16 protein-coding genes are annotated in these 19,528 nt (G+C 66.3%); 9 read left to right on the top strand and 7 right to left on the bottom strand.

Annotated elements, in window-relative coordinates:
- Positions 1-45: 45 nt before the first annotated feature.
- On the bottom strand, positions 46-936 hold the full coding sequence (locus tag IDF66_RS17420; RefSeq protein WP_164307101.1) for a LysR substrate-binding domain-containing protein: 891 nt from the start codon (positions 934-936) through the stop codon (positions 46-48).
- Between the two features lie 76 nt (positions 937-1,012).
- On the opposite strand from IDF66_RS17420, the gene IDF66_RS17415 reads away from it, so the two are divergent.
- From IDF66_RS17415 to IDF66_RS17395, 5 genes are all read left to right on the top strand, one after another.
- Positions 1,013-2,236, top strand: a complete 1,224-nt coding sequence (locus tag IDF66_RS17415; protein WP_190267905.1) for an acetyl-CoA C-acetyltransferase — start codon at positions 1,013-1,015, stop codon at positions 2,234-2,236.
- On the top strand, positions 2,233-3,003 hold the full coding sequence (pcaD, locus tag IDF66_RS17410) for a 3-oxoadipate enol-lactonase (protein WP_190267904.1): 771 nt from the start codon (positions 2,233-2,235) through the stop codon (positions 3,001-3,003). The genes IDF66_RS17415 and pcaD overlap by 4 nt, the downstream gene beginning before the upstream one ends.
- Positions 3,000-3,806, top strand: a complete 807-nt coding sequence (locus IDF66_RS17405) for a CoA transferase subunit A (protein ID WP_190267903.1) — start codon at positions 3,000-3,002, stop codon at positions 3,804-3,806. The genes pcaD and IDF66_RS17405 overlap by 4 nt, the downstream gene beginning before the upstream one ends.
- 9 nt (positions 3,807-3,815) lie before the next feature.
- Positions 3,816-4,475, top strand: coding sequence for a 3-oxoacid CoA-transferase subunit B (locus IDF66_RS17400; RefSeq protein WP_190267902.1), 660 nt, complete (start codon positions 3,816-3,818; stop codon positions 4,473-4,475).
- A gap of 268 nt (positions 4,476-4,743) precedes the next feature.
- Positions 4,744-5,031 (top strand): GIY-YIG nuclease family protein, encoded by a 288-nt coding sequence (locus IDF66_RS17395; RefSeq protein WP_190268063.1) that lies wholly within the window; start codon positions 4,744-4,746, stop codon positions 5,029-5,031.
- A 160-nt stretch (positions 5,032-5,191) separates the two neighbouring features.
- Here the strand turns inward: IDF66_RS17395 and IDF66_RS17390 are convergent, their stop codons facing one another.
- The 4 genes from IDF66_RS17390 to benA all read right to left on the bottom strand — a co-directional run bounded on the left by IDF66_RS17390 (position 5,192) and on the right by benA (position 12,743).
- Positions 5,192-7,780: a LuxR C-terminal-related transcriptional regulator gene (locus tag IDF66_RS17390; RefSeq protein WP_190267901.1), complete on the bottom strand. Its 2,589-nt coding sequence runs from the start codon at positions 7,778-7,780 to the stop codon at positions 5,192-5,194.
- A gap of 29 nt (positions 7,781-7,809) precedes the next feature.
- Positions 7,810-10,590 carry a benzoate 1,2-dioxygenase electron transfer component BenC gene (gene benC, locus IDF66_RS17385; protein WP_190267900.1) on the bottom strand — a complete coding sequence of 927 codons (2,781 nt, stop codon included), beginning with the start codon at positions 10,588-10,590 and terminating at the stop codon, positions 7,810-7,812.
- A gap of 12 nt (positions 10,591-10,602) precedes the next feature.
- Positions 10,603-11,142 (bottom strand): benzoate 1,2-dioxygenase small subunit, encoded by a 540-nt coding sequence (benB, locus tag IDF66_RS17380; RefSeq protein ID WP_190267899.1) that lies wholly within the window; start codon positions 11,140-11,142, stop codon positions 10,603-10,605.
- A gap of 230 nt (positions 11,143-11,372) precedes the next feature.
- Positions 11,373-12,743 (bottom strand): benzoate 1,2-dioxygenase large subunit, encoded by a 1,371-nt coding sequence (gene benA, locus IDF66_RS17375; protein ID WP_190267898.1) that lies wholly within the window; start codon positions 12,741-12,743, stop codon positions 11,373-11,375.
- Between the two features lie 236 nt (positions 12,744-12,979).
- Here benA and IDF66_RS17370 point away from each other — a divergent pair, with 236 nt between their 5' ends.
- Genes IDF66_RS17370 through catA form a run of 4 tightly spaced genes read left to right on the top strand, consistent with a single transcriptional unit; the run spans position 12,980 to position 16,204 of the window.
- Positions 12,980-13,882 carry a LysR family transcriptional regulator gene (locus IDF66_RS17370; protein WP_164307092.1) on the top strand — a complete coding sequence of 301 codons (903 nt, stop codon included), beginning with the start codon at positions 12,980-12,982 and terminating at the stop codon, positions 13,880-13,882.
- Entirely contained in the window at positions 13,879-14,985 is a 1,107-nt protein-coding gene (locus IDF66_RS17365) for a mandelate racemase/muconate lactonizing enzyme family protein (protein WP_190267897.1), read from the top strand. The genes IDF66_RS17370 and IDF66_RS17365 overlap by 4 nt, the downstream gene beginning before the upstream one ends.
- A gap of 4 nt (positions 14,986-14,989) precedes the next feature.
- The gene (catC, locus tag IDF66_RS17360) at positions 14,990-15,274 is read left to right on the top strand and encodes a muconolactone Delta-isomerase (protein WP_164307090.1); all 285 of its coding nucleotides are present in this window, start codon (positions 14,990-14,992) and stop codon (positions 15,272-15,274) included.
- A 54-nt stretch (positions 15,275-15,328) separates the two neighbouring features.
- Positions 15,329-16,204, top strand: a complete 876-nt coding sequence (gene catA / locus IDF66_RS17355) for a catechol 1,2-dioxygenase (RefSeq protein ID WP_164307089.1) — start codon at positions 15,329-15,331, stop codon at positions 16,202-16,204.
- Positions 16,205-16,643: 439 nt separating this feature from the next.
- On the opposite strand, the gene IDF66_RS17350 is transcribed toward catA, so the two are convergent.
- Together IDF66_RS17350 and IDF66_RS17345 are read right to left on the bottom strand one after the other, a co-directional pair.
- Entirely contained in the window at positions 16,644-17,597 is a 954-nt protein-coding gene (locus IDF66_RS17350) for an LLM class flavin-dependent oxidoreductase (RefSeq protein ID WP_190267896.1), read from the bottom strand.
- 281 nt (positions 17,598-17,878) lie between these two features.
- A complete protein-coding gene (locus IDF66_RS17345) occupies positions 17,879-19,459 on the bottom strand; it encodes an AAA family ATPase (RefSeq protein ID WP_190267895.1) in 1,581 nt (526 codons plus the stop codon).
- Between the last annotated feature and the right edge of the window lie 69 nt (positions 19,460-19,528).

Raw genomic sequence — 19,528 nt, 5'->3', positions numbered from 1 at the left:
GCGCGCACAGTCGAGGGGAACCGGGCCCGATCGGAGGGCTCTGCGTCACTCGTCGCGCGCCACCCGCCGCAGGACCGCCAGTACCTGCCCGATCATCGGTGACGGATCGCCGGCGAGCCGGGCGACGGCCAGGTCGACAGGCGCGACGTCGGGGACCAGCGGCAGATACCGCACCCCGGCGACACCGAGGGCGGCAGTGGGTTCGGGGACGATTGCCACGCCCAGTCCGGCGGCGACCAGAGTGACGAGTGTCGACGTCTCGGTGACCTCGTGCCGGATCGCAGGTACGAATCCGGCCGACGCACAGATCGTCGCGACTATCCCGTTCATGACCGATCGGCCGTGCCCGGCGTGCACGATGAACTCCGCGTCGCGCAGTGTGTCGACGTGGACCGTCGTATCCCGCCATCGGAGGTCGCCCTCGGGTACCGCGACGAAGAGACGGTCTCGCCGGACGGTCTCGACGACGATCTCCGTACCGCCCGCCGGTGGCCGCAGCAACGCCAGGTCGATCTCGCCGGACATCAGCGCCGACAGCTGTGCCGGCGCCAGCATCTCGCCACGCACGCTGACGTCCAGATCGGGGAGGTCCTCACGCAGGGCACGGACCAGCCGGGGGAGCAGCGAATAGGTGGCCGACCCGACGCAGCCGATCGCCAGGGTGCCCTGCCGGCCCTCGGCGACGCGTTGTGCCTGCAGCCCCGCGACATCGACGGCATCGAGGATGGCCTCGACCCGTTCCAGGTAGGCGGTGCCCGCCGGCGTGAGTTCCACGCGCCGTGTGGAGCGGACGAAGAGGGTCACACCGAGTTCGGCCTCGAGTTGGCGGATCTGCTGAGACAGCGGCGGCTGTGCGATGTGCAATCGCTCGGCGGCGCGGCCGAAGTGGAGTTCCTCGGCGACGGCCCGGAAGTACCGGAGATGTCGGAGTTCCATGATTGAAACCTTACGCATATCAAAGGGCCGAAAATGAATACTTCTCAATATCGAATGACGTTCCTATCGTGGACGTATGAGTACCGGATCCGATGTGGTCATCTGTTCCCCGCTGCGCACACCGGTCGGGCGAATGGGTGGCGCACTCGCCACCTTGACCGTGACCGACCTCGCCACCGGATTGCTACGGGAGCTGGTCTCTCGAACCGGACTCGGCGAAGGCGACATCGACGACGTGATCCTCGGTCAGGGCTATGCCAACGGCGAGGCACCCGCGATCGGCCGGATCGCCGCGCTCGACGCCGGGTTGGGCACGGGCGTCCCCGGGATGCAGGTCGACCGACGATGCGGCTCGGGGCTGCAGGCGATCCTCAACGGTGCCGCACAGGTTGCCACGGGTGGTGCGCGCCTGGTGGTGGCAGGCGGTGCCGAATCGATGTCGAATGTCGAGCACTACGCTCTGGGGCTGCGGACCGGAATCCGGCAGGGCGGCGTCGAACTGATGGACCGACTCGACCGCGGTCGCCTCACGGCAGGCGGTGACAGCCATCCCGTACCGGGCGGCATGATCGAGACCGCCGAGAACCTTCGTGCCCGGTACGGCATCAGCCGTGCGGAGCAGGACGAACTCGCCGTGCGCTCTCACCAGCGTGCGGTCGCGGCGCACGAGGCCGGCCGCTTCGCCGACGAACTCGTGTCGGTGACAGTGCCCGGCCGACGCGGGAAGCCGGACGTGGTGGTCGGGCGTGACGAGCATCCCCGCGCCGATGCCTCGGTGGAGTCGATGGCCGCGCTGCGGCCGATCCGGTTGAAGGTCGACCCGGAATCCACCGTGACCGCAGGCAACGCGTCCGGCCAGAACGATGGCGCCGCCATGTGCGTCGTCACGACTCGGGACGAGGCGGCTCGTCGAGGTCTCGACCCGATGCTCGCGCTGACGTCGTGGGCGGTCACCGGATGCGAACCCGAGGTCATGGGTATCGGGCCCGTGAACGCAACGGCCGCTGCGCTCGAGCGGGCAGGTCTCACTCTCGACGAGATCGACCTCATCGAACTCAACGAGGCATTCGCCGCCCAGGCTCTCGCGGTACTCGCCGAGTGGAAGATCGATGCGACCGATGACCGGTTGAACCCCAACGGTTCCGGGATCTCGCTCGGCCACCCGATCGGCGCCACCGGCGCCCGTATCCTGGCGACCGCCGCCCACGAGGCGCGCCGCCGCGATGCCCGTCACGTGTTGGAGACGATGTGCATCGGTGGCGGACAGGGCCTCGCAGCGATCTTCGAGGTCATCCGATGAGCGCCGTCGACGTCGAGGCAGTGGTGTCCGGTCGTGCCGACGGACCCGTTGTGGTGCTGTCGAATTCGCTCGGGTCAACCTATCGGATGTGGGACGCACAACTCGGGGCCCTGGAGGAACGATTCCGTGTTGTCCGCTACCACACGCGCGGGCATGGTGCATCGCCGATACCGCAGGGTCCGTACACGATCGACGATCTCGCCGACGATCTGATCGCGCTGCTCGACCGGCTCGACGTCGAGCGCGCCCATGTCGTCGGGCTCTCGCTCGGGGGTATGACGGCGATGCGTGTGGCGGTTCGCAACCCGGAGCGGGTGAACGCGCTCGGACTGCTGTGCACCGGCGCCCAGCTCACCCCGTCGTCGGCGTGGACCGACCGGGCGAGGACAGTCCGGGCACAGGGGAGTGCGGCGGTCGCGGAAGCCGTTGTGCAACGGTGGTTCACCCCCGAGTATCTGGCCGACAACCCGGACTCTCGCCGCTACCACGAGACAATGGTCGCCGAAACGTCTGCCGAGGGATATGCGGGGTGCTGCGAGGCGATCGCGGTGATGGACCAGCGCGCGGATCTCGCGTCGATCACCGCCCCGACCCTGGCGATCGCCGGCGCCGACGACCCCGCAACACCGCCGGCGAAGCTCGCCGAGATCGCCGACTCGGTCACGAGCGGCCGGCTCCTCGTCGTCCCGCATTCGGCGCACTTGGCCAACGCCGAGCAACCCGAGATCATCACGCCCGCATTGATCGAACACCTGGAGCAATCATGAGTATCGACAAACTGGCCGAAACGGCCGCCGACGCCGTCGCCGACATACCGGACGGGGCCAGTCTCGCCGTCGGCGGTTTCGGCCTCGCGGGTATCCCGTGGTTCCTCATCGACGCGCTGCTGGATCAGGGTGCCGCGCAGCTGACCATCGTCTCGAACAACTGCGGAGTCGACGGTGCCGGTCTCGGACTGTTGTTGGAGGCCCGGAAGATCGACAAGGTGATCGCCTCCTACATCGGTGAGAACAAGGAGTTCGGCAGGCAGTTCCTGGCCGGCGAGGTGACCGTCGAACTCACCCCGCAAGGAACGCTTGCCGAGCGGATGCGAGCCGGCGGCAGCGGGATCGGCGCGTTCTACACCCCGACCGGGGTGGGCACGCTGGTCGCCGACGGTGGACTGCCGTGGCGATACAACCCCGACGGCAGTGTCGCGCTCGCGTCGCAGCCGAAAGAGGTGCGATCGTTCAACGGACAGGACATGGTCCTCGAGGAAGCGATCGTCACCGACTACGCACTCATCCGCGCTGCCGTGGTGGACAAGGCAGGCAACTGCAAGTTCCACGCGGCGGCACGTAATTTCAACCCGCCGGCCGCGATGTCCGGACGGATCACCATCGTCGAGGCGGAGCGAGTCGTCGAGGTGGGCGAGCTGGGACCCGACGAGATCCACCTGCCGGGCATCTTCGTCAAACGGATCGTCGAACTGACACCGGAACAGGCTGCGCGCAAGGAGATCGAACAGCGCACCACCAGGCCGCGCCCCACCCAGATCGACGCCACCCCCGAACAGCCCGTTCATTCCTAGGAGGACACCATGACCTGGACCCGCACCGACATGGCGGCACGCGCGGCGCGCGAACTCCGGCAGGGCGACTACGTGAACCTCGGTATCGGCCTGCCGACGATGATCCCCGACCATCTCCCCGACGACTCGGGCATCACGCTGCATGCGGAGAACGGCATCCTGGGCGTCGGACCGTACCCGTACGACGACGAGGTCGATCCCGACCTCGTCAATGCCGGCAAGCAGACCGTGTCGGTCCTGCCGGGGGCGTCGTTCTTCGACTCGGCAACGAGTTTCGCGATGATCCGCGGTGGGCATGTCGATGTCGCGGTGCTGGGCGGTATGCAGGTGTCGAGCAACGGTGACCTCGCCAACTGGATGGTCCCCGGTGCGATGGTCAAGGGCATCGGCGGTGCCATGGACCTCGTGAACGGCGCCGGCCAGGTCATCGTGCTCATGGAGCACACCACCAAAAAGGGCGATCCCAAGCTGGTCGCCGACTGCTCGCTTCCGCTGACCGGACGATCCGTGGTCAGCCGCGTGATCACCGATCTCGGTGTGTTCGACGTCAACGGTGCGGGATTCGACGTCGTCGAACTCGCGCCGGACGTCGACTTTGCCACCGTCGAAGCGAAAACCGGTGCGCAGGTGGTGGACCGGACGTCGACGAACGAGCCCGCCCGGGTCTAGGCGGGGCGGTCTCGATACGGCGCCTCGCTGCGCTCGGTGCCTACTCGACCAGCGAACACCACCGCTGGTCGAGTAGCCGCGGTGACATCTCGCCGGTCGAGTGGCCGAGGGTGATACCTCGCTGGTCGAGTAGCGGCGGTGATACTTCGCCGGTCGAGTAACCGCGAACGAAGTGAGTGGCGTATCGAGACCACCGGTTCTGCACAGTGAGCCGTCCGCCTGCGGATGGATTTCGGCGGGCGTGCCGGTCATGCCGCATGGTCAGATCATGGCGGCCTACCTCTACATCCTCGAGTGCTCCGACGGCAGCTTCTACGTCGGGAGCACGAGAAACCTTGATCTGCGGATGGAGCAGCACCGCTCCGGACAAGGGGCGCGGTACACCAGCCGTCGCCTACCCGTGAAGCTGGTCTACCGCCAGGAGTGTGAATCCATCGGCGAGGCATATGCACTCGAGAAGCGGGTGCAGGGTTGGTCGAGGGCGAAGCGGCTCGCATTGATCACCGGGAATCTGCGCGATCTGCCGGAGCTCGCACGTAAGAAGCGGCGTTCGTGACGGCGTGGTCTCGATACGGCTCCTCGCTGCGCTCGGTGGCTACTCGACCAGCGAACACCACACCGCCGGTCGAGTAGCCACGGTGATATTTTTCGCCGGTCGAGTAGCCACGAACGAAGTGAGTGGCGTATCGAGACCACGTGGACCGGCCGGTTGAGCATCACCGCCGCATCGCCGCGAGCTCCGATCGTGACCGGATTCCGAGCTTGGCATAGATGCGTGTCAGGTGATACTGAACGGTCTTGGGGGAGATGAACAGTTCGGCCGCCACCTCGCGGTTCGACATGCCGCGGGAGACGAGCTCGGTGACGGCCTCCTCCTGCGGCGTCAGGTCGACGGCATCACGATCGGATCGGATGGCGTTGAGCCCGCCGGCCTTGAGTTCACGTTCGCACCGCTCGACATACGTGATCGCACCGAGTGACAGATACATCTCCCGCGCCGTCCCCATGACGACATCGGCAGCCCGGCGTTTCCCCGCGCGTCGCAGCGTCTGACCGTACGCGAAGTTGACCCGCGCGAGGTCGTAGCGTAGGGGCAGTCCGTCCAGGAGCTCCAGAGCCTCTTCGAAAGTTCTTCTGGCCTGGTGTATCTCACCTGTCGCCCCGAGTAGTCTGCCACGCGCGTACTTGAGTCTCGCCGAGGCCGAGCGGTGCCCGCGCTGTTCGACGAGTTGCTCGTACGGCCGTAACAGGTCATCGGCGGCGCCGAGTTGGCCGTCGATGACGAGCGCGTTGGCCAGCACGTCGACCCACGGCCACCATCCTGGTTCGCGGAGTCCTGGGACGTCGTCGGCCATCCGCATCAGCGGCTCCAGCGTCCGGCGCACCTTGCCGTAGTCGGCGGCGGCCTCTGCGATCTGACCGCGCGCCAACAGGTCCGGAATCCGCATGATCTCGTAGTCACCCACGGAGGTCGACGCCTCCTGGACGCTGCGTTCGGCCTCCTCCCATTCGCCGCGTAGCGAATGAATCTGCGCTGCGGTCCAATTCAGCAATGGCGTGGCCAGCGCGATGCCGCTGGTCCGGGCGAGCGCACGCCCCTGCTCCACGGTGTGCAGCGCCGGCTCCCAATCCCCGGTGAGACACTGTGTCCGAGCGAGCCAGCCCAGCGCCCACAACGAAATCCGCGCCGAACCGCCGAGGTTGGCCATCGACACCGCGGTCTCCAGATTGCTACGCGCCGCGCCGACGTCGTCGAGCCCCAGTTGCAACCACCCCCGGCCCATCGTCGCGCGCTGCGCCTGTGCCCCGAACCGAATCCGTTCGGTGAGGGCGGCATATTCGGCGGTCGCCTCGGTGGGTCGTCCGGACCAGGCGAGGCCGAGTCCGCGGATCACGGCCGCTTCCACGCCTGCCGGCGACTGGCTGCCCGCCATCGTGATGGCGCGATCGGCCCATTCCACCAGCTCCGTGCCCTGACATCGGACCAGGTTGTGCAGGACGTAGCGCTGTGCGATGAGGGCGGCGGTATCGGGGTCGCGGTCGAAATTGACGATGTCCCAGGCTCTGTCGAGACGTACCTGCGCTTCGGCAGAGCGGCCGCGCAAGATGGCGAGATACGCGAGCGCGGCATTTCGCAGCGGGGTCTCCCGGAGGCTCTCCACCTGGGGCACCAGCGCTCCGGCGCCCACGCAGTCACCGGCAGCGAGCAATGCGTCCAACGCCAGTGTCGAACGTGTCTCGCGGTCCAGCGGATCCGCTGTGAGGCGACCCGCCTGCGCAAAGAGCCCGGCCGCCTCCGCCCATGCGCCATCGGAGCCGCGGTCACGGGCGAGTGCGTCCAGGTCGTCGGCCAGAGCGGGGTCCGGGATCGCCGTCGCGGCGACGCGATGATGGAGTCTCCGGACCGGGTCGGCCACGACCGTCGCCGCCCGACGGTGGAGATCCCCGACGGCGCGGATACCCATGACCTCCAGAATCGCGGCCTGGATCAGCGGACCCGCGGTATGCGGCTGTGTCTGTGCGGGTGTCAGTGCCGTCGGCGCCACCACCAACCCGGTTCGTAGCGCCTCGTCGACCGCGGTGAGCGGGTCATCGATCTCGCTGAGAGTGACAGCGGTACCCAGCGAGTCCACGTCGCGGAGCACGGTGATCGCCTCGATGAGCGCACGGGTGGGTGGGGTGGTGTCCGCGAGCCGTCGACGAACCTCGGCCACGACGTGCGACGGAGCCGGCAGCTCGACATCGACCCGGGACCAGGTGGCCGTGGGCAGTTCGTCGAGGAGGGCGATGGCATCGCGGGGGTTGCCCTCGGTGTGCCTGGTCAGCCGGTCGACGACGATCGGGTGCAGCACTCGGCCGCGCGCCGTGGCCAGGGCCGCGACGCTGTCTCGATCGATGCCCCCGAGGCGGAGGGTGTCGGCCAGCAGCGCGTTGATCGCAGGCGTCGGATCGGCGGCGGCGAGAATGACGAGCACCGGTGCTTCGCGGCTCGGTTGCACCAGCGCTGCGATGTGACGGACGAGCTCATCATTCTGGTCGGCGTCGTCGACGAGGAGAATGGCAGGTCCGGTGGCCGACCGGATGACGCCCTCGACGTCCGAGCGTGCCAGCCGTCCGCCCGACATCACCAGCGTGTCGACGTCGATCTCCGCGGCGGCCTGGGCGAGTCGTCGCAGCACCGTGCTCTTGCCGATGCCGGCGTCGCCGATGAGCGCGATGAACTCCGGCCCGGTGGCCGCCCGGGCGCGGCCGAGGAGTTCGTCGATCTCGGAACCCCTTCCGAGACACTCCGCAGCGATGATCACCGTCCCATCGTATGTCCGGCGCGGAAGGTTCAGCCCAGATCTCCGCCCGCCACCGGGAGCACGGTCCCGGTGATGTAGGCGGCCTCGTCCGAGGCGAGGAAGCAGATCGCGGCTGCCTGTTCGTCGAGGGTTCCATAGCGTTTCACCAGCGACGACGAGATCGTCTGATCGATGTGCGCCTGGAACCACTCCTCCTCGGTGTGGTTCGCCGGTGCGGGGGTCCCGCGTGAGATGCGGCGTGGCGGCGCCTCGGTGCCGCCCGGGGCGGTGGCCACCACTCGGATACCGCTCTCGGCGTATTCCATTGCGAGCGAGGCGGTGATGGCATTGATGCCGCCCTTGGCCGCCGAATACGGGATGCGGTGGATGCCTCGCGTGGCCGCCGACGACACGTTCACGATGACCCCGTTTCCGGCGGTGACCATCGACGGCAGCACCGCGCGGCATGCATACAGCGTCGTCATCAGCGAACGGTCGATCTCCGCGCGGATCTGCTGGTCGGTGAACTCGGTGAACGGCTTGAAGTTGATGGCGCCGCCCACATTGTTGATCAGCACGTCGACGCGACCGTAGGTGGCCACAGCCGTCCGCATCACCGACTCTGCGCCGTCATACGTCTCGAGGTCCGCGATTGCGGCGATCGCACCGGCTCCCGCGGCATCGAGTTGTCCGGCCAACTCGGTGACGATGTCCGAGCGGTCCGCGAGCACCACCGTGCCCCCCTCGGCGCTGATCCGACGCGCGGCCTGAGCGCCGATGCCCTGCGCGGCACCGGTGACCACCACGACCTTTCCGGTGAACCGCCCCGGGGAGACGAAACGCGGCCGGTTCGAGGCCATCTCGTCGGCCATCGCGCGACGCATGGTCTCCTTGGAACGGTCGGCGTGGTCGGCGATCAGCGTGCGCGCCGACTCTCGGTCCCCCGACTCGAAGGCCGCCACGATGTCGACGTGGTCCTGGGCGCAGAGCGGGTGGCACCACGTGGCGTTGCGCAGCACCTCGCCCATCCGGCCCTTCACACCGAGTGCCTTGTAGGCCTCGAGGAGATGGGTGTTGCCGGTCAGGGTGAAGAGGTAGTCGTGAAAGTTCGCGTTGGTCTCGGTGTACTCTGCGGCATCCACGAATCGCTCACCCTCGACGAACGGCAACGTGGTCTCCGCGAGCAACCGGTAGCCGGCGAGTTGCCCACTCGTGAGGCGACCGAACGTCAGCTCGAGGGCGCCGAGTTCCAGGGCGGCGCGTGCCTCGAACAACGCGTCGGACTCGTGGATGGCCGGGTGTTCCTCGCCGATCTGGTAGCCCTCGGGGGTCACCATGGTCGCCTCCGGGTCGGGCTGGGTGGCCGGAGCCTCGGGGGCCCCCGTTGGTGGGATCTCGGCGGTGGGGACTGCGGGACCGTGCAGGGGAGCGATCACGTTGGGCGCGAACAGTTCCTGACCGGCGATGGCGCGAGCGGACACCGGCGCGACCGCGCCGTCGTCGGCGTCGAGGTCGGCGCTCGTTCCGCTGACCGTCCACAGTTGCTGTCCGGCGATCCGCAATCTGGTGTCGTCGTCGCCGCGGGTGCCGACAGGTTCTGACCACGGTTCGATGTTGCTCGGCGGCAGGGTGATCTGGCCTGCGATCGCGCGGGCATCGGCCGTCGGAACCACCGGTTCGTCGGTGGCCGTTGCCGATTCCGGTCCGGAGATCGTGGCGACGGATGCCTGGTCGGTCGGGTTAGACGTGGCGGACGGAACGGCCAGAGCGAACTTCTCGTAGTAGAACCCGGTCGGCTCGATGCCCGCCGCGCCGACGTGTTCCCGGACCGATTCCACCATCGGCGGCGGCCCGCACAGATACACGGCAACGTCGCCACCGTAGAGATGTCGCGGCTCGATCAGGCTCATCACGTAGCCCTTGTTGGCTGCAGCGCTGCCTGGATCGGAGACGCAGTGGTCCCAGGTGAATCCGGGTAGCTCACTTGCGAAGTACTCGATCTCGTCGAGCGCGACCAGATCGATGTCGGTCGACACGCCGTAGACCAGGTGGACTCGGCGGTCGCTGTCGTCGTCATGCAATTTGCGCAGCATCGAGAGGATGGGCGCGAGCCCGGTTCCGCCCGCCAGCAGCAGGACGGGCCGGATCGCCTCGCGGAGGAAGAACGATCCGTGTGGCCCGCGCAGAGTGATCGAGTCCCCACGCTGCGCACGGTCGGTGAGGTAGGTGGACATCGCGCCACCTGGCGTCAGTTTCACCAGGAAGACGAGTCGTTCCTCGTGGGGGCCGTTGGCGAACGAGTACGAGCGTGACAGCAATCCGCCGTCACCGTCATCGGTTCCGGGTACCGAGATGTTGACGTACTGGCCTGGCAGAAACGCCAGGTCGCCACGGTTCGGTATCTCGATGCCGACACGCATCGTGGATTCCGAGAGCCGGTCGAGTTCGACGACCGAGCCGGTGAACGTCGAGGCCTGTGTCTTGGCGATGTCGGAGGTGGCCGAGATGTCGAGCACCAGATCGGATCTCGGCTTCATCGAGCAGGGCAGAGCAAAACCTGCGGCGGATTCGTCGTCGGAGAGCGCATCCTCGATGTAGGTGCCACCGTCGTACTCGCCGGATTCGCAGAACGCCTTACAGGTGCCACACGCACCGTCGCGGCAGTCGAGGGGGATGTTGATCCGCTGGCGGTAGGACGCGTCGGCGACGGTCTGGTCCTCGCGGCACGTGATGAACCGCGTGACACCGTCTTCGAAGGCCAACGCGACCTGATGGGTCTTGGGTTCGGCTCCGGTGGCGGACGCCGTGTTCCGGTCTGTCGTGACAGTCATGTGCTGATGTCCCTAGAAGTGGTAGATGTCCACCACGTGGTGGATGTAGTCGTTCTTGAGCACGATGGTCTTGCGCCGGATCAGCGGGTGCTCGCCGGAGAAGTCGATCGTGTAGAAAGACGTACCGTAATAGGGGTCGACGGTGTTGTACCGGAAATACATGGTGTGCCAGTTGAACCGGACGTCGACGATGTCGCCGCGACGTTCGATGACCTCCACGTTGGTGATGTTGTGACTGGTCCGCGGTTCCGGTAGAGACGTCGCCGACGACCGTTCGGTGCGGATCCGGAAGACCCGATCCTCCAGACCACCCTTGTTGCCGTAGTAGATCAGGGAGATCTCGCGTTGCGGGTTCTCGGTCAATCGGTCACGATCGTCCCACGAGGGCATCCAGTAGACGACGTCGTCGGCATAGCAGTCGAGCCATTTCTCGAACTCACGGTCGTCGAGATACCGCGCCTCGCGGTACAGGAACTGCTCGATCATGTTCTGGGTGATCAGTTGCGCCGATGCGCTTGTGCCGGCGGTCACGGTGGACTCTGTGGTGGTCATGGGATCGTCCTGTCTGAGAAGGTTTTCGGGGACGGGGTCTCGATACGCCGCTCCTTCGTCGCGGCTACTCGACCGGCGGGATATGTTGCGGCTACTCGACCGGCGGAATATGTTGCGGCTACTCGACCGGCGGGATGCGTCGCGGGCGGGATGCGTGGCGGCTACTCGACCGGCGGGATATGTTGCGGCTACTCGACCGGCGGGATGCGTGGCGGGTGGAATCGTCGCGGCTAGTCGACCGGCGGTTGAGAGCCTGTTGCCTTGCGCATCGTCTCCAGCCAGTAGCCGTGTTGAACGGGGTACAGTCCTTCGTCCTCGTTCTTCACGCCTGCCGAGATGACCCCGGTCATCCCGAGAGATTCGGCCACCGGGTCGGGGCCGGTCAGCCAGTGCTCGGCACCGCGGCTCATGTCGTTCCACGGAGCGGCCTGCGCGCGAAAGGTGAGCTGGCAGGAGCGGAACTCCTCCAGGTCGTCGGGGGTCGCCATGCCGGAGGCGTTGAAGAAGTCCTCGTACTGACGGATGCGGTGGGCGCGGGCCGCGTCGCTCTCACCCTTGGGCGCGATGCAATAGATGGTCACCTCGGTCTTGTCCGGGGCGATCGGTCGGAAGTGCCGGATCTGCGTCGAGAACTGGTCCATCAGATAGACATTCGGGTAGAGGCACAGATTGCGTGAACCCTTGACCATGAACTCGCCCTTGGCGTCGCCGAACTTTTCCTTGAGTGTGTCCATCTGGTCCCAGAGCGGACGGTCTGCAGGGTTGGCCGCCCAGGTCCACAGGCAGAGGTGGCCGTTCGGGTACGACCAGTATCCGCCACCCGATTTGCCCCACCCGCCCGCATCGAGGGCCTTCGTGTCGTTCTTCGATTCGCCGGTGCCTCGTCGCGATGTGGTGGCGGCATAGTTCCAGTGGGTCGCGGTCACGTGGTAGCCGTCGGCGCCGTTCTCCGCCTGGACCTTCCAGTTGCCGTCGTAGGTGTAGGTCGACGCCCCGCGCACCACCTCGAGGCCGTCTGGCGACTGATCGACGAGCATGTCGATGATCGTCCGGGTGTCGCCGAGGTGCTCGTCGAGGGTCAGCACGTCGGGATTGAGGCTGCCGAAAAGGAAACCGCGGTAGCTGTCGAATCTCGCAACCTTGGTGAGGTTGTGGGAGCCGTTGACGTTGAAGGTGTCCGGATATCCGGCGTCGTCGGGATCCTTGACCTTGAGCAATGTTCCGTCGTTACGGAAGGTCCATCCGTGGAACGGGCAGGTGAGGGTCATCCGGTTGTCGGTCTTGCGTCGACAGATCATGGCGCCGCGGTGGGCGCACGCATTGATGAGGCAATGCAGCTCGCCATCCTTGTCCCGGGTGATCATGACCGGTTGCCGGCCGATGTAGGTCGTGAAATAGTCGCCCGGCTCCGGTACCTGGCTCTCGTGCGCCAGGTAGATCCAGTTGCCCTCGAAGATGTGTTTCATCTCCAGTTCGAAGATGTCCTCGTCGGTGAAGATGCGACGGTTCGCCCGGTAGATGCCGGCCTCGCGGTCGTCGATGACGGCATCTGCCAGGACCGAGTTCACATGGTGCAGGTTGTCGGTGGTCGACGCGGTCATGCTCTACCTCCAGGGACGGTGAATGTGGGCGGTCCCTGCACTGTGACACTGCGTGGCGTCGATCACACCAGGCCAATGGCTAGTCCTGACCAAGCATCATATTGATCGATGACATTTATCAATCAGGGGAAACTGTGTCCTTGTCTGGTATGTATCCCTGTCCTACCGTGGAATCCATACGTGGTGTCGATCACAGCAGGTCATCACGGTGAGACAGGACAGGACATCGTACGGACATGGAGTTACGGCACCTTCGCTACTTCGCGGCCGTCGCCGAGACCTGCCACTTCGGGCAGGCCGCGGCGCAGTTGCACGTCGCGCAGCCCGCGCTGTCGTATGCGATCCGACAACTGGAGAACGAGCTCGACGTCACGTTGTTCACTCGGACCACACGTCAGGTCGCGCTGACTCCCGCCGGCGAGTACCTCAAAGGGGAGTCCGAACGCATCCTGGCCGGTGTCGACGACGCCGTCGACGGCGTGCGACGGATCGCGGCGGGCCGCAGCGGACTGGTCCGGCTGGGTCTGACCGGCATCGCGGCCTTCTCACATCTGCCGAGGATCGCGCGGATGGTCAAGCGTGAGCTCCCCGACGTCGACCTCCAGATCCAGTCGGACATGCTCACCCCCGTCCAATGCGAGGGTCTGCGCACGATGGCGATCGATCTCGGTGTGCTCCGGCCGCCGGTGGTCGGGGAGGAGATCGACATGCGCACGATCGACATCGAGCCCATGGTGCTCGCTGTGTCCGTGGACCACCGCTTGGCGGTGGAGCCCGTGGTGTCGATGGACGACCTGCGCAACGAGATGTTCGTGATGTACGACAGTCGCGATTCGGCGGTCAACGACGCCGCGATCCGTAGCTGTCATCGAGCAGGTTTCGTTCCACGACGCGCACACGAGGCGCCGGGTACGGCGGTGCTGCTCGCACTGGTCGCCGCCGGGCTCGGAGTTGCGGTGCTGCCGGCATCGGTCCGGTCCCTGCCGCTCGACGGTCTGGTGATCCGCGATCTGGTCGACGGCGGCACCGTGGAGCTCGCACTCGCCTGGCGTGCCGGGCAGGACAACCCGGTCGTGCAGTCCGTCGCCGATGCCATCGCTGCCGCATTCGCCGGCGCATACCTGGGAGACCATCCATGAAAATCACTGCCATCGAAGCGATTCCGTTTGCGATTCCTTATTCCAAACCGCTGAGGTTCGCCTCCGGTGAGGTGCACACCGCAGAGCACGTCCTGGTCCGGGTGCACACCGATGACGGGATCGTGGGTGTGGCGGAGGCACCGCCGCGGCCGTTCACCTATGGGGAGACCCAGGACGGCATCATCGCGGTCATCGAGAAGGTCTTCGCGCCCCAAGTGATCGGTCTGACGCTCCTCGAGCGTGAGGTCGTGGTCTCTCGGCTGGCCCGCACGATCGGCAACCCGACCGCGAAATCGGCGTTGGACATGGCCATCTGGGACGCGCTCGGAAAGACGCTGGCACTCCCGGTGTCCGATCTGCTCGGCGGTTACACCGATCGCATGCGGGTCAGTCACATGTTGGGCTTCGCCGATCCGGCGACGATGGTCGCCGAGGCCGAGAAGATGCGTGACACCTACGGCATCAACACGTTCAAGGTGAAGGTCGGACGCCGGCCGATCACCCTGGACACCGCGGTCGTGCGCGCCCTGCGTGACCGGTTCGGCGACGAGATCGACCTCTACGTCGACGGCAACCGGGGATGGACCGCGTCGGAGTCCGCCCGCGCGATGAAGGAGATGTCCGACCTCGGACTTCTGTTCGCCGAGGAACTCTGCCCCGCAGACGACGTGATGAGCAGGCGATGGCTCGTCGGCCAGGTCGATGTGCCCTTCATCGCCGACGAGTCGGTGCCGACCGCCGCCGACGTCACCCGTGAGATCCTCGGTGGCTCGGCGACGGCGATCAGCATCAAGACCGCGCGCACCGGATTCACCGCATCGCGGCGCGTCCACCATCTCGCCGAGGGGCTGGGCCTGGAAGTGGTGATGGGCAATCAGATCGACGGCCAGGTCGGCACGTCGTGCACTCTGGCCTTCGGCGCCGCATTCGAATCGACATCGCGAAACGCCGGGGAGTTGTCGAACTTCCTGGACATGAGCGACGACCTCCTGGCCGAGCCGCTGCAGATCCGGGACGGATACCTACACCGATCGTCGGCCCCCGGAATCGGTGTCGAGATCGATCCCGACAAGCTGGCCCACTACCGACTCGATCGGAGCTGACGAGATGCTCTTCCACGTACGGATGGACGTCAACATCCCGCACGACCTGGACCCGGACACCAGAGCCGAGACCGTGGCGCGGGAGAAGGCGTATTCGCAGGATCTTCAGCGGTCCGGCAAGTGGCCGCACATCTGGCGGATCGTCGGGGAGTACTCCAATTTCTCCGTCTTCGATGTGGCCGACAACGACGAACTGCACAGCATCTTGTCGGGGCTTCCGTTGTTCGCCTACATGGACATCTCGGTGACCCCCTTGGCAACCCATCCCTCGGATATCGCTGCGGGCTGACCGGCCCTCACCCGAAGCGTCAGCCCACAGGCCAGCACAGAAGGAGTTCCACCCATGACCGACATCAGCTTTGAGGCCGAAACGTCCGCGAAGGCCGCCGACTCCGGAGCCAATGCCTCCGCCCGGTTCCGGGAGCGCATGGCGAGCGCCGGCACCCGCTCCGGTGTCGTCGACACCGAGCGCGTCAACTACCTCGCCACCAAGGTGGTCAAGGGGCTCAACGACATCATCATCTCCGATCGGGTCAGCTACGAGGAGTACAACGCCCTCAAGGCATGGCTGATCCGGGTCGGCGAGGACGGCGAATGGCCACTGTTCCTCGACGTGTGGCTCGAACACTCGGTGGAAGAGGTCGCCAACGAGCATCGTGAGGGCAGCAAGGGCACGATCGAGGGTCCGTACTACATCGACGGCTCACCCGAGCTGCCGTGGAACGGCACCATTCCGATGCGTGACGACGAACCTGGCACCCCGCTCGAGTTCGCCGGGCAGGTTCGCGCGGTGGACGGCACCCCGCTGTCGGGCGCCAAGGTCGAGCTCTGGCACGCCGACGATCTCGGCTTCTACTCGCAGTTCGCACCCGGATTGCCGGAATGGAATCTGCGCGGATCGTGGACTGCCAACGAGGACGGGCGTTTCGAGATCCACACGTTGCGACCGGCTCCGTACCAGATCCCGACCGACGGTGCGTGTGGCCAGCTCATCGAGGCGGCCGGTTGGCACGCCTGGCGTCCGGCCCACCTGCATTTCAAGGTGAGCGCTCCCGGTTACGAGCTGATCACCACACAGCTGTACTTCCCGGGTGACCCGCACAACGACGACGACATCGCCACGGCGGTCAAGCCGGAACTCATGCTCGACCCGCACTCCGCCCCGGACGGTGAAGGCGTTGTGGTCAACTACGATTTCGTGCTCGATCCAGAGGGCTGATCGAGGTCGCCCGCTGCTTACCCGCCGATCGCGTAGCCGCCGTGCCGGGTGTGGGCCCTTACCCGCCGTCCGAGTAGCCGCCGTGCCGAGTGTGGGCCTTTGCCCGCCGATCGAGTAGCCGCCGTGTCGGGTGTGGGCCTTTGCCCGCCGATCGAGTAGCCGAGGTGTCGGGTGTGGGCCTTTGCCCGCCGATCGAGTAGCCGCCGTGCCGAGTGTGGGCCCTTACCCGCCGTCCGAGTAGCCGCCGTGTCGGGTGTGGGCCTTTGCCCGCCGATCGAGTAGCCGAGGTGTCGGGTGTGGGCCTTTGCCCGCCGATCGAGTAGCCGCCGTGCCGAGTGTGGGCCTTTGCCCGCCGATCGAGTAGCCGCGAACGAAGTGAGCGGCGTATCGAGATCACCACCGCAACCATCGTGGACCTCGGTACGCCGCACTCACTCCGTCACCCGTCGCCGTCGCCAGTCGCTGAATCACCTCCCACAGCCAGCGGGATCACCTCCTGGGCAAGGAGTTCGAGCTGGAGCTCGTGATCGGCGAGCGGCCAGACGAGGATCTGGTCGACTCCGGCGTCGCGGTACTCCCGCAGCAGACCGGCGCATTGTTCGGACGAGCCGATGAGCACCCGGCCGGCGAGGTCGTCCTCGTCGCGGCCGAGGAGCCCGGCGAGTCGAGTCAGCCACTCGGACCGTTCGCGCTCGGAGTGGGTCACCTGGGTCCACATCGTTGCGACCACGCAGGTCGGGTCCCAGTCGGAGCTGTCGGAGCGGCTCGCGTGCAGTACTTCTCGGCCGTGAGCGAGCTGGTCCGGCGTCGTGTTGTAGGCGGACGCAAGCCAGCCGTCGCCGAGGCGGGCGACCCGGCGCAGGCCCGCGGGCGATCCCCAACTCGCGACCCACACCGGTGGTCTGCCTGAGCGTTTCGGCCTCGGAGCCAATGGCGTCGGGTCCGGGTAGAAGCGGCCATGAGGCGACGGGCCGTCGTCGCGTCCGAGTTGAGACCTCAGTACCCGGACCGCCTCCTCGAACCGCGGCCACCGCTCATCGAAGTCGACGCCGGCGAGTGCGTAGTCGGTCTCCGAGGAGCCCGCACCCACACCGAGGACGAATCGGCCGCCGGATAGGATATCCAGTGCCGCAGCTGCTTTGGCGAGCGCTGCGGGACCGCGAACCACCGGCAGCGCAACCGTTGTGGCGAGGTCGAGATCTCCGCTGGCGTCGATGACCGAAGTCAGCGAAACGATCCCGTCCAGCCATGGACGCCGGAAGGACAGATGATCGTTGGCGGCCAGGGTGGCGAAGCCCAGGCGCTGCGCGGTCCGTGCGTACGACGACAATCGGCCCGCATCCCAACCGCGACCGTCGAGGTCGATCAGCGGCAGGTGTGCGCCGTACTCCATCCTTGGAAAGTACTCTCGTCGAACCCCGTTGGTCGAGTGGGCAGGGTGGGGTGATCTCGATACGCCACTCACTTCGTTCGTGGCTACTCGATCAGCGGGTTGGCATTGTTCGCGGTTACTCGATCAGCGGGTTGGCGGGGTGGGGTGATCTCGATACGCCACTCACTTCGTTCGTGGCTACTCGATCAGCGGGTGGTCGGGGTGGGGTGATCTCGATCAGCGGGTTGGCTTTGTTCTGCTGATCGAGTAGCCGACGAGCGTAGCGAGGAGGCGTATCGAGATCACCGATCCGACGGCAGAATGTAGTGCAGTCCACGGAATGTCGCGCTACTGGCGAATACCGAGGCGTCGAGTTCCACCCCGCGGTGCGCTGCCATCCGCAACGCGAGTCGCAGGAGCATCTTGATGTCGCGCGGCGTGATGTCGGGGAAGCCGCCGACGAGATCGTCGAGAAGGTCCTCGGCCAGAATCACGTCGTTCCCGGCCGCGAGGATCTGCCAGACCTGTCGTGCATCCTTCGGTCCGGGCGGCCGATATTCGATGACGGCCGCGCAGCGCGCATGGATGGCCTCGTCGACTCCGTCGATCCGGTTGGTCGTCAGGAACAGGAGTCCGTCGAAATACTCGAGGGTGCGCAGGAACTCGGCGACGATGGCATTCTGGGCGAGGTCCAGTCCGCGCTCCATCACGAAGACGTCGGCCTCGTCGAGGAGCAGTACGGCATCCCACCGTTTCGCACGGTCGAAGATCACCTCGAGATTCTTGCGCACGAGTTCGGCCGTCACGCCCAGAGATCCGGAGTGGATCGAATACAGTGGGCGACCGGTGACCTCCGCGTACACCTCCGCGGTGAGGGTCTTGCCCACCCCGGGCCGCCCCATCGCCAAGATCACGTTGCCTGCGGACTTTCCATCGATGATGTCGCCGGTGAACACGGAGATGTCTGTGGTGAGGATGTTCAGCAACTCGCGCTGATCATCGGGGAGGACCAGCTTGTCCTGGAGATCGGCGTCGTAGATGTACTCGGACAGATCGCCGGTGTTCACATCGAGAAAGTCTTGCGCGCCCAGATCGAAGACGCGGACCGCGGTGATCACCGGTACCGAACCATAGTCGCCGCCGTCGAAAAGGACCGAGGCCGCGACCATCCGCAGCGCAGCGATCTCGCTGGGCGCCACATCGTGGACGACCTTGCGGTTGTCCCGCTTGTTGGGCGAACGGTAGTCGTCGGTTCGGATCGCGCGGCCGGTGAAGGTGAACTGCTGCCCGAATCCGTCATCGATGACCTGCTGATATCGGTCTCGGCGTGTCTGGTAGTCGGCCTTCAGCTCCGGCGTCTCCTTGTACGCACCCCCGGCGGCGAGAACGTCGCCGGGCGGTTTGCCGACGACCTCGGTCTCCTCGAAGTACAACACCCGCGGTTTGCGCGACGGCCGCTTCACGGTGGCGTTGTCGGCCTCCATGGTGAACTTGATCCGGGGTCCGTGCGTGCGGTCGCCGTGTTCCAGCGTGATGTCCATGACCAGGTACGGATGCAGATAGCCGTCGGATTCACGGACGTAGAGCCATCCGTCGATGAGGTCGTCACGCAGAAAGCTCCGGAAGATCTCGGCGGCAGCGTCGACGTGCGGAATGGCCGGGAACTCGCCGGCACGTGCCGATCGGATCGCGGACACCGCCCGTGCGAAGGAGCTGTCGGCGGTGGACTCGGCGGTGGCGACCAGATCCGTGAGCGCGGTATCGGTGAGGTCGCGATCAGCGATCCCGATCTCCGGCGATCGCCACGACTGTGCCTGTTTGCGTGCGGCCGCGAGGTCCTCCGATGAGGTGGCCGCGACCAGAGCGGTGGGTGCGACGAGCATGGTGGTCCTTTGTCGAGCGGCGCTGCCGATGGCGTTCTCACCAGGCTATCGACCGTATTTGACATGCGC

Source organism: Gordonia hankookensis (assembly GCF_014673215.1).
Taxonomy (GTDB): Bacteria; Actinomycetota; Actinomycetes; order Mycobacteriales; family Mycobacteriaceae; genus Gordonia; species Gordonia hankookensis.
The sequence above is the reverse complement of the archived record's forward strand: the minus strand, read 5'-3'. Positions and strand labels throughout refer to the sequence as shown.